The 11,097-nt window shown below is 65.6% G+C and carries 8 protein-coding genes; 5 read left to right on the forward strand and 3 right to left on the reverse strand.

The genetic code is table 11. The annotated features are described in order from the left end of the window. Positions 1 to 200 precede the first annotated feature (200 nt). Positions 201 to 1,853 carry a M28 family metallopeptidase gene (locus AC1VXC_RS20245; protein WP_481539928.1) on the forward strand — a complete coding sequence of 551 codons (1,653 nt, stop codon included), beginning with the start codon at positions 201 to 203 and terminating at the stop codon, positions 1,851 to 1,853. A gap of 272 nt (positions 1,854 to 2,125) precedes the next feature. Here the strand turns inward: AC1VXC_RS20245 and AC1VXC_RS20250 are convergent, their stop codons facing one another. Next, the gene (locus AC1VXC_RS20250) at positions 2,126 to 3,460 is read right to left on the reverse strand and encodes an MFS transporter (protein WP_313171112.1); all 1,335 of its coding nucleotides are present in this window, start codon (positions 3,458 to 3,460) and stop codon (positions 2,126 to 2,128) included. 196 nt (positions 3,461 to 3,656) lie between these two features. Here AC1VXC_RS20250 and yedA point away from each other — a divergent pair, with 196 nt between their 5' ends. Together yedA and rarD are read left to right on the forward strand one after the other, a co-directional pair. Then, on the forward strand, positions 3,657 to 4,559 hold the full coding sequence (yedA, locus tag AC1VXC_RS20255) for a drug/metabolite exporter YedA (RefSeq protein WP_313171110.1): 903 nt from the start codon (positions 3,657 to 3,659) through the stop codon (positions 4,557 to 4,559). Next, positions 4,556 to 5,467 (forward strand): EamA family transporter RarD, encoded by a 912-nt coding sequence (gene rarD, locus AC1VXC_RS20260; RefSeq protein ID WP_481539927.1) that lies wholly within the window; start codon positions 4,556 to 4,558, stop codon positions 5,465 to 5,467. The genes yedA and rarD overlap by 4 nt, the downstream gene beginning before the upstream one ends. A gap of 192 nt (positions 5,468 to 5,659) precedes the next feature. Here rarD and AC1VXC_RS20265 read toward each other — a convergent pair whose 3' ends face one another. Then, positions 5,660 to 7,369, reverse strand: coding sequence for a M28 family metallopeptidase (locus tag AC1VXC_RS20265; protein ID WP_313171107.1), 1,710 nt, complete (start codon positions 7,367 to 7,369; stop codon positions 5,660 to 5,662). 61 nt (positions 7,370 to 7,430) lie between these two features. Further along, positions 7,431 to 8,084: a DUF4097 family beta strand repeat-containing protein gene (locus tag AC1VXC_RS20270; protein ID WP_313171105.1), complete on the reverse strand. Its 654-nt coding sequence runs from the start codon at positions 8,082 to 8,084 to the stop codon at positions 7,431 to 7,433. Between the two features lie 91 nt (positions 8,085 to 8,175). Between AC1VXC_RS20270 and AC1VXC_RS20275 the strand changes: the two genes are divergently transcribed. Together AC1VXC_RS20275 and AC1VXC_RS20280 are read left to right on the forward strand one after the other, a co-directional pair. Next, complete coding sequence (locus AC1VXC_RS20275; protein ID WP_481539406.1) at positions 8,176 to 9,477, forward strand: murein hydrolase activator EnvC family protein; 1,302 nt, start codon at positions 8,176 to 8,178, stop codon at positions 9,475 to 9,477. Between the two features lie 116 nt (positions 9,478 to 9,593). Then, complete coding sequence (locus AC1VXC_RS20280) at positions 9,594 to 11,006, forward strand: S41 family peptidase (RefSeq protein ID WP_481539405.1); 1,413 nt, start codon at positions 9,594 to 9,596, stop codon at positions 11,004 to 11,006. Positions 11,007 to 11,097 lie beyond the last annotated feature (91 nt).

An 11,097-nucleotide genomic window follows, 5' to 3' on the forward strand; every position in this document is an offset into this window, starting at 1 on the left:
GCCCCCCCCCCCCCCCCCCCCCGGCGGCGGCGGCGGTGGGGGGGGGGGTGGGGCGCGCCCCGCCGCCGGCCGCGGGCCCCGCCCCCCCCCCCCCCCCCCGCCCCCCCCCCCCCCCCCCACTACAGCGCTGCCGCGCCTACAAGGGCAATGGCGGTTAGAATCGGCCATTCATTCTGTCGTTGGTAGTTGCCGTGAATCCGATGCGCATCCTGCTGCTGTCTTCCTGCCTGTTTGTCGGCGGCATCGCCTCGGCGGCCAATGACCTGCCCGGCGGCGGCATCGATCCGGAAGCACTGTCACGGCATGTCCGCATTCTGGCCTCGGACGAATTCGAAGGCCGTGCCCCGGCATCGGCCGGTGAGCAGCGCACCGTCGACTATCTGGTCGACGAATTCCGCAAGGCCGGCCTGCAGCCGGGTGGCACCGACGGCAGCTGGGTGCAGGAAGTGCCGCTGGTCCGTGCAACGGTGGACGGACCGGTGCAGGCCAGCCTGAGCTTGAACGGCAAGTCGCAGCCGCTGGTCAACGGTGAGGACATCACCCTGCAGAGCCTGAGCCCGTTCGGTGTAGTCGACCAGCAGGACACGCCGCTGGTGTTCATCGGTTACGGCATCTCCGCGCCGGAACGGCATTGGGACGATTACAAGGGTCTGGATTTGAGCGGCAAGATCGCCGTCGTGCTGATCAACGATGCCGACTTCGAGACCGATGCGCCGGGTGCGTTCGATGGCAAGGCGGTGACCTACTACGGCCGCTGGACCTACAAGTTCGAGGAAGCCGCACGGCGCGGTGCCGAGGGTGTGCTGATCGTGCACGAGACCGCTCCGGCCGCCTATCCGTGGGCGACCGTGAAGGCTTCCGGTACCTCGCCGCTGTTCGATATCGAGCGCAGCAACGACGAGGCACAGGCTGCGCATACGCCGGTACGCGGCTGGATGCAGCGGGCCCTGGCTGAGCGCATCTTCAGTGCCGCTGGCCTCGATTTCGAGACCGAGAAGCGCAAGGCGATGAAGGCTGACTTCCGTCCTGTCGAGCTGGGCGACGCGAGCCTCACCACCAGCTTCTGGGTCAAGCGTGAGCGCGTGGTCACCCGTAACGTGGTGGCCAAGCTGGAAGGCAGCAGCCATCCGCAGGAATCGGTGATCTTCTCGGCGCACTGGGATGCCTTCGGCATCGGCCAGCCGGACGCCAACGGCCAGACCGTGCGCCACGGCGCCATCGACAACGCCACCGGCGTGGCCTCGGTGCTGGAGCTGGGCCGCGTGTTCGCCGACGGCCCGCGTCCGCAGCGTTCGCTGTACTTCATCGCGTTGACGGCCGAAGAGAAGGGCCTGCTCGGTGCCAGCTACTACGCCGCACACCCGCTGGCACCGCTGGAGACCACTGTTGCGGTATTGAACATCGAGATGTTCAGCCCGGATGGCGAAACCGCCGACATAGCGACCTGGGGCAATGGCCGGGTGTCGCTGGAAGACGATGTGCAGCGCGTGGCACAGGCGCGTGGTCGCCGCTGGTCGCCGGACCCGAATCTGGAAGCGGGCTTCTTCTACCGCGCCGATCACTTTGCCTTTGCCCGCAAGGGTGTGCCGGCGATCACCGTCGGTGCAGGACTGGACAAGCTGGATGGTGGTGTTGCCGCCGGCCGCGCGCTGCGTGATGCCTATTTCGCCAAGTGCTACCACCAGGCCTGTGACGCGTGGTCGCCGCAGTGGGATGCGCGCGGTTTGGCCGCCGATACCTTGCTGGTTTATGACCTGGGTCTGGAGTTGGCCAACAGCAGAAAATGGCCGACGTGGCAGAAGGGTGCGGAGTTCGAGGCTGCGCGTGAAGCGAGTGATGCTGCCCGGCGTTGAGTGATGTTGCCCGGCGCTAAGTGATGATAAGACCGGCGGACTGAGTCCGCCGGTTTTGTTCTTGCTCTTTGCTTTTTATGCCGTCATTCCCGCGCAGGCGGGAATCGCTCTGGTCTTTGCTGTTTGCATCGTGCGTGATGCGGGCAAAAGCAAAAGCAAAAGCAAGTGCGCAGAGCGATGACCCGACATTCGTCGGTTGAATACCCCGCCTGCGCGGGAATGACGGCTTAGAAGCAACGCCAAAGCCAAAGCCAAAGCCAAAGCCAAAGCCACTACCGCCGCGTACCATCCAACCAGTTCGGCCCCTTGTTCTTCAGGAAGAACACATAGACCACCAGCGACACCGCGATCACTGCGGTGACATAGATGGCGAAGGTATCCACATGCCCGGTCTTCAATGCGCCCTGATAGAGCAACGGCGCCGTGCCGCCAAACAATGAGTTGGCCATCGCATAACCAAAGCCCACGCCCAATGCACGCACATGCGTGGGGAACAGCTCGGCCTTCACCACTGCGTTGATCGAGGTGTAACCGGTGAGGATGACGAAGCCGACTGCCAGCACCAGGAAGGCCATCAGCGGATCATGCTGCTGCGGCAGCTGGGTGATCATGTACCAGCTGTAGAGCACGCCACCGACGCCGAAGAACACCAGCAGGCTCTTGCGACCGACGATGTCCGACAGCCAGCCGCCGACCGGCTGCAGCAGCATCAGAAAGGTCAGCACGCCCAGGTTGATCACGGTGCCGGTCATCACGTCGTTGCCGGCAAACGCACTCTGGATCATCTTCGGTCCGTTCACCGAGTAGGTGTAGAACGCCACCGTGCCGCCGGCGGTGATCAGGAAGCACAGCAGCAACGGCCGCCATTGATGCACGAACAGTTCGTACATCGAGCCGGAAGCCTTTGCGCGGCCGTCCTTCGCTGCTTCGATGGAGTCGGAGGTCAGCGATTCGTCCATGCTCCGGCGCAGCCAGAACACCACGATGGCGGCAACGCCACCGATGCCGAAGGCAATACGCCAGCCCCAGGCCGAGATCTCGGGTTTGTCCCACAGCAGCAGCATGCCGAGCAGGGTCAACTGGGCCAGCACGTGGCCGCCGACCAGGGTGACGTAGTGGAACGAGGACAGGAAGCCACGTCGGCCGGGGATGGCCGCCTCGGACATATAGGTGGCGCTGGTGCCGTACTCGCCCCCGGTGGCGAAACCCTGTGCCAGCCGTGCGAACAGCAGGATCAATGCCGCAGCGCCGCCGATCTGCGACGCGGTCGGGGTGATGGCGATCAGGAACGAGCAGGCTGCCATCACTGTCACCGATACCGTCAAGGCGCGACGGCGCCCGTAGCGGTCGGCGAAGCGGCCGAAGTACCAGGCACCGATCGGCCGCATCAGGAAGGTGGCGGCGAAGATCGCCCACACGTAGATCGTGGAGTTCTTGTCGGCGGCCGAGAAGAACTGCGACTCGAAGTACACCGCGAACACCGAGTAGACGTAAACGTCATACCACTCGACCAGGTTGCCGGCCGAGCCCTTCAAGGTGTTGGAGATGGAGCGGCGCAGGGCGGCGCGTTCGGTGGCGGCCGCCACGGGTGCGGTGGTGGTACTCATGCAGACGATGTCCTCGCGTGATGGCCGGGGCCGGGCGATGCAGCCGGCGGCGCGGTGGTCGGCTTCAAGCTACCGCAGACGGTGTAAGGATGATGTAGGTGGACCTGCCAGGCGAATACAGCATGCCGTTTTTCAGACTGATCTCTGTGCCACGGTGCCCTAGAATTCACCTTCCCCCGAATGGTGGCACCGCCTCATGTCCTCCCCCGACTCCACACCGGCTGCTCCTCCCAGGGGTGGCCTTGTAGTTCTGGCCTTGTTCCTGGTCTACGTGGTGTGGGGATCGACCTATCTGGGCATCCATCTGGCGCTGGAAAGCGGCCTGCCGCCGCTGACGGTGATCTCCGGTACCCGCTTCGTCATTGCCGGCAGTGTGCTCTATGCCCTGCTGCGCTGGCGCGGTGTTGCCGCGCCGACCCGTGCGCAATGGAAGACGCTGGCGGTGATGGGCCTGTGCCTGCTGTTCCTCGGCAACGGCATGGTGGTGCTGGCCGAGCGCGATGTGTCGTCCGGCCTGGCTGCGGTGGCGGTGGCCTCGGTGCCGTTGTGGATGGCGTTGTTCTCGGCCATCCGTGGCGACAAGGTCACCCGTGGCGAATGGCTGGGTATTGCGGTCGGCTTCGTCGGTGTGGTCTGGCTCAACGCTGGCAGCAGCCTGACCGCAACCCCGACCGGGCTGATCCTGCTGCTGATCGCGCCGCTGGGTTGGGCGGCGGGCTCGATCTGGTCACGGGGCCGCGATCTGCCATCGCCGTTCATGACCGCCGCCGGGCAGATGCTGTGTGGCGGCTTGATCCTGGTCAGTGCCGGCCTGTTGCGCGGCGAACGCATCACTGCCTGGCCCAGCCTGCAGGGCCTGCTGTCGGTGAGCTACCTGACCGTGTTCGGCTCGATCATCGCCTTCACCGCCTACGTCTGGCTGTTGCACAACGTGCGTCCGGTGCTGGCCAGCAGCTATGCCTACGTCAATCCGGTGATTGCCGTGGCACTTGGTGCGTGGATCGCGCATGAGCGTTTCAGCATTTCCGATCTCGGCGCGATGGCGGTGATTCTGGCCGGCGTCGTGGTCATCACTCTTGCAAGGCTGCGTCGCACATGAACAGCAACAGCGAAATCCGCAATGGCCTGTGGGCCACCACCTTGGCCTTCGTCATCTGGGGCCTGTTCCCGCTGTACTGGCATCTGCTCAAGGAGGTGCCGTCATTCCTGATCATCGCCCATCGCATTGTCTGGAGTGCGGTGCTGCTGGTTGGCGGGTTGGGTATCGTGCGCGGCTGGGGCTGGTTGCGGGAGGTGTGGGCAACGCCGCGGCGGTTCTGGCTGCTGGGCCTGTCCAGCCTGCTGATCGCGCTGAACTGGAGCCTGTACATCTGGGCGGTGAATGCCGGCCACGTGGTTGAGACCAGCCTGGGTTATTTCATCAATCCGCTGCTAAGCGTGCTGCTTGGGGTGATGGTGCTGGGCGAGCGGCTGGGCAAGCTGCAGTGGTTGGCGGTAGCGCTGGCGGCGCTGGGCGTGGCCTGGCTGACCTGGCAGAGCGGGCGCCCGCCGTGGATCGCGATTGGCCTGTCCATCACTTTTGGCCTGTATGGCCTGCTGCGCAAGCTGGTGGTTGTCGATGCGGTGAGCGGGCTCGGCGTGGAAAGCCTGTTCATGGTGGCGCCGGCGCTGGCCTATGTGGTTTGGGCCGAGAGCGGCCACGGCGGTGGTTTCATCTCCGGCTGGGGCATCGGCAACGACGTGCTGCTGGTGCTGGCCGGTGCGGTCAGCGCGATTCCGCTGATTGCCTTCGCCTTCGGCGTGCGGCGGGTACCGCTGACCGTGGTTGGCCTGCTGCAGTACATCGCGCCGACCCTGCAGTTCCTGGTCGGTGTGCTGGTGTTCCGCGAGGCTTTCAATGCCAGCCAACTGGTTGGCTTCTGCCTGATCTGGGCCGGGCTGGTGGTGTTCGCGGTAGCCGGCGTGCGCAAGGCACGCAGTGCCCGCGTGGAGACATCGGCGGCCTAGGCAGCCCCCGTAGCCCGGGTAAGCGCAGCGCACCCGGGGCGGTTTGCGCATTGCCTTCAATGCCGGCTATCCCCGGCTCCCGGGTGCGCTGCGCTTACCCGGGCTACAGCGTCGCCGCTTTGCATCGACGGGCAAGCACATGAACAGGAACGGCGCCCAAGGGCGCCGTTCCTGTTCGCGACCAGCAGCGGCTTACTTGGCCGCCTTGCTGTCCTTGTTCTTCATCATCGCGTCACGGTTGGCCTTGAACGGGTTGCCTTGGTACCAGTTCGGCCAGGCGTCGCCGCCGGCCAACTGCTGGCCAACGCCGTACAGCAGTTCCAGGTCTTCGACGATGCCGTCGAGCTTCCAGGTGGCCGGGTCGTACTCGTCCTTCGGGCCGTGGTAACGGTCCTTGCCATAGGCTTCGGCCGCACGCTTGCCAGCCTCGACGCCGCCGTCGATCAGGTCTTCGCCGCCATCGGCATACAGTGCCGGCACGCCGGCCTTGGCGAAGTTGAAGTGATCGGAGCGGAAGTAGAAACCGCTCTGCACCGAAGTTTCCGCATGCAGGGTGCGACCCTGCTTGGCAGCCAGCGGCTTGAGCAGGTCTTCCAGCTCGGAGCTGCCGAAACCGGTGACGGTGAGGTCACGCGCGCGGCCATTGACCGACATCGCATCGATGTTGATCACGCCGGCGATCTTGTCCAGCGGGAAGGTCGGGTGGTTCACGTAGTACTGCGAACCGAGCAGGCCCGATTCTTCCAGGGTCACGGCAAGGAACACCACCGAGCGTTCCGGCGGGGTCTGCTGGTGCGCCATCGCATCGGCCACTTCAAGGATGCCGGCCACGCCGGTCGCGTTGTCGACCGCGCCGTTGTAGATGTTGTCGCCTTCCTCGCCTTCGTGCTTGCCCAGGTGGTCCCAGTGCGCCATGTACAGCACGGCTTCGTCGGCGCGCTTGCTGCCCGGCAGTACGCCGACCACGTTGCGCGACTTCTTCTGCGCGATGGTGCTCTTCAGGTCCAGCGACAGGCTGGCATTCAGCGGTGCCGGCTTGAAGCCGCGCTTGCTGGCGTCCTTGTAGGCCTTGTCCAGGTCCAACCCTGCATCGGCGAACAGCTTGCGTGCGGCCTCGGCGCTGAGCCAGCCCTGTGCCTGCAGGCGTGGCTGGCTGTCTTCGGCGGCGGGCAGGTCGTACTGGGCACCGCCCCAGGAGTTCTTGACCACATCCCAGCCATAGGAAGCGCCAGCGCTGTCGTGCACGATCAGCGCAGCGGCGGCGCCCTTGCGTGCGGCTTCCTCGAACTTGTAGGTCCAGCGCCCGTAATAGGTCATGCGCTTGCCATCGAACAAGGTGGCGTCGTCGGTGTGGAAGCCCGGGTCATTGACGAACATCACCACCGTCTTGCCCTTCCAATCCTGGCCGGTGTAGTCGTTCCAGTTCTGCTCGGGTGCATCCACGCCGTAGCCAACGAAGACCAGTTCGCTGTTGTCGATTTTGATTTCCGGCTGGCCGCTGCGGGTGCCGATCACCATGTCGGTGCCGAACACCAGGTCACGGCTGGCCTGGCCCTGCTGGATCTTCAGCACGGTAGCCGGGTTGGCCGTGGTTTCGGTCATCGGCACTTCCTGGAACCAGCTGTCGCCATTGCCCGGCTGCAGGCCGATGCGCTGCATCTGGTCACGGATGTAGTTGACCGTCAGTTCTTCGCCGTTGCTGCCCGGGGCGCGGCCTTCGAATTCATCCGAGGCCAGGGTCTTCACCAGCTCGCCGAAGTCGGCGGCATTGATGCCACCGGCGAAGGTGTGCGCCGGTGCCGGGGCAGGTGCGGGCGCGGAGGCCGCCGGTACCGGTGCCTCCTGCTTGCAGGCGGCCAGTGCCGCGGTGGCGGCCAGGCACAACAACAGTTTGCGTTGCATGGGAACTCCGGGTTGCAAGGTCGAACCCGGATTCTAGGCAGGATTGGCCTGCAATGCGCGTTCAGCGCGGCGCGGTTTCGCTGTCGAAACGCTGCGGCGTGGCGCCGGTCACAGGCCCGATCTTGGCCGAGTCATGTACCAGCAAGGTGACTTCGCGCTCGAATACCAATTGGCCTTCGACCACCGCATTCGGGCCGATGACGATGCGCGGCTTGCGCGGTGCGGTCAACGAGATACCGAACGAGGGGCGATTGACCTTGATGCCGCCTTTCACCACCGAGTCGATGCCCACGGTGATATCACCGTTGACGGTCTCGATGTCGCCCCCCAACTGCACCGCGACCAGGCCGATGCTGCCGTTGACGGTCTCGATGTCGCCGCCGATGCGGCTGCCGCGGTCAACATAGATGCCGCCGTTCACCGTATCCAGGCCGTGGGTAAGCACCAGGTTGCGACCGCCGCGGATCGCGCCGTTGACCGTCTCGATGCTGTGCGCCTGCACGTTGTCTTCGATACGAACGCTGCCGTTCACGGTTTCGACGCTGTTGGCCTGCACGCCGGCGGCCAGCTGGATGCTGCCGTTGACCGTTTCCAGATCGCCGTAGGTGGTGCCGGCCTGGGTCTGGATGCTGCCATTGACCTTGCTGATGTCCTCAGAGGCCATGGCCAGCGGGGCGGTCGTACTCAGCAGCAGGAGCAGGAATAGACGTTTCATGATATCTCCGGGATGGAAATGCCGATGGACTGGGTGGCATGGCACCACGCTTGGGTACAATCCGCATCTGCCTGAAGTCACTGGAACCTCTTTGCACCCGCCCAGTCAACAGCCCAGTTCCCTGCGATGTGCGGCCCTGCCGCCGTGGCGCGGTGCTTGCCTGCTGGTCCTGGCGCTGCTGGCCGGGCCACTGCTGGCGCAGAACAACTCGCGCGACACCGAGAAGAAGCTGCAGCAACTGCGTGGCGAGCTCAAGAGCGTTTCACAGGAACGGCGGCAGCTGGAAGGGCAGCGTGGCGAGGCCAGCCAGCGCCTGCGCGAGGCCGACCAGAAGGTTGCCCGCAGCGGCCGCGCGGTGGCCGAGGCAGAAGCGGCCGTGCAGCGGGAACAACAGTCATTGACGGCCTTGCAGCAGCGTCGAAGCACGCTGGAGAGCGGGCTGGCCCAGCAACGCCAGCAACTGGCCACGCTGCTGCGCGGTGCCTACCAGCTGGGCAACCACGCACCGTTGAAACTGCTGTTGTCGCAGGACACCGTGGCCGACGCCAATCGCGAGCTGGCCTATCACCGGTATCTGCAGCGTGAGCGGGCGCGGGCAATCGCTGGGCTGACCACCGATCTGCAGGCCTTGAACACGACCGAGCAGCAGATCGTCGCGCGCAGCAAAGAGTTGGAACAGGCTCGCGAACAGCAGCGCCAACAGGCCGCTGCGCTGGCCCAGGACCGTCGCCAGCGGGCTTCTGTATTGAGTGAACTGGACAGCCGCTACCAGGACCGCAGCCAGCGCGAGCAGGCTTTGGGCAAGGACGCGCGCGCGCTGGAGCAGGTGTTGGCGAGCCTGCGTGCCGCCGCCGCCCGTGCCGAAGCCGAGCGACGTGCCGCCGCGCGCCGCGCCGCCGAGCAGGCCCGCCAGGCCGCGGCGAGCAATGGCGGCGGCTCCGCACGCAGTCCGGCACGGGCCACGCCGGGCAAGGTACCGCCGCGAGTGGTCGCCAATGCGCCTGCGCCGCGCGTGGGCGGGCTGGGCTGGCCATTGTCGGGCAACCTGCTGGCCCGTTACGGCGGTCGCCTGCCGGATGGGCGCAACAGCGCCGGCGTGCTGATCGGCGCACCGGCCGGCAGCACGGTGACCGCGGTAGCCGACGGCACCGTGGTGTTCTCCGACTGGATGACCGGCTACGGCATGATCCTGATCGTCGACCACGGCAACGGCTATATGAGCCTGTACGCGCACAACGACACCCTGCTCAAGGATGCCGGTGCCACCATCAAGCGCGGCGATGCGGTGGCCAAGGTCGGCAACTCCGGGGGGCAGGGCGTGACCGCGCTGTATTTTGAACTGCGCCGCAACGGCCAACCGGTGGATCCCTCGACCTGGCTGCAGCGGCAGTAACGCGGGCTGAGCGCTGGCGCAGCCAGATGCGTCGATTCAACAAGAATTTAGCCGGGCTTCGCGCATAATCGGGTCCAGCGCGGTTATTGCGCATCCGTAATCTCATGGAGTGGTTCATGCGTGTAGCCCGTCTTGCTGCTGCCCTGCTGTTGGCCCTGTCACCGGCTGTTGCATTGGCCCAGAGCGCCCCGGACAAGGTGTCCAAGGCGGACGATCCCGATGCCAAGGAATCGGTCACCTCACGCGTACCCCTGGACGAGATCCGCCGCTTCGTAGGGGTCTACAACGCCGTGCGTGCGGCCTACGTGGATCCGGTGGATGACAAGAAACTGATGCAGTCGGCGGTGCGCGGCCTGCTGCTGGAGCTGGACCCGCACAGCACCTACTTCGACAAGGAAGATGCAGAAGCCTTCGACGAACAGACCAGCGGTGCCTATGAAGGCATCGGTGTGGAGGTCCTGCAGCAGGACAACACCTTGAAGGTGGTATCGCCGATCGACGACACCCCGGCCGCGCGTGCCGGACTGAAGGCCGGCGATCTGATCGTGGCCATCGACGGCACTCCGATCAATGCCATCGATGCCAGCGAACCATTGCGCGGCAAGGCCGGCAGCAGTGTGGTGCTGACCATCGCCCGTGGCGAGCAGAAGCCCTTCGACGTCACCGTGATGCGCGAGACCATCCGCGTCACCAGTGTGCGCAGCCGGATGCTGGAACCGGGCTATGGCTACATCCGCATCAGCACGTTCCAGGCCGACACCGGTGCCGATTTCCAGAAGCAGCTCAACCAGCTGCAGGCGCAGGCCGGCGGCAAGCTGAAGGGGCTGGTGCTGGACCTGCGCAGCAACCCCGGCGGCCTGCTGACCGCTGCCGTGCAGGTGGCCGATGACCTGCTGGAGAAGGGCGGCATCGTCAGCACCCGCGGCCGGATCTCGATCAGTGATGCCAGGTTCGATGCCACCCCGGGCGACCTGCTGAAGGGGGCGCCGATGGTGGTGCTGGCCGACGCTGGTTCGGCCAGTGCCTCGGAAGTGCTGGCCGGTGCCCTGCGCGACAATGGCCGTGCCCGCGTGGTTGGCAGCCGCAGCTTCGGCAAGGGTTCGGTGCAGACCGTGCTGCCGCTGGACAACGGCGACTCGGTGAAACTGACCACCGCCCGTTACTACACGCCCAGCGGACGCTCGATCCAGGCCACCGGCATCGTGCCGGATGTGGAATTGATGCCGGACCCGGCCGATGCGCCCAGCGATCTGCCGGCCAGCCTGAGCGATTACAGCGAAGCCAAGCTGCCCGGGCATCTACGCGGTGATGACGAAGCGGCCGGGAGCAAGGCCGGCGTGGTGTTGCCGGGCGATGCGCCGATCCAGTCGGCCTTGCAGGAACTCAAGCACCCCGGCTCGGTAGCGGCAGCGCAGGCCGCCGCGGCGGCAAAGGCGAAGCCAGCGGCGGAGGTGAAGCCTGCGGTGCCGGCAGAGACCACGAAGCCGGAAGCCAAGGAAAAGCCTGCAGCGGAAGACGAGCCCCTGTAGTGCCGCGCCAAGCTCGGCAAGGGGCTTTCGCCGGGAATATAAGTGGTAATTTTGGGGCGGCGGTAGCCGCCGCGCCGCATTAAAAGAAATT

The organism is Stenotrophomonas sp. STEN033, assembly GCF_056856655.1.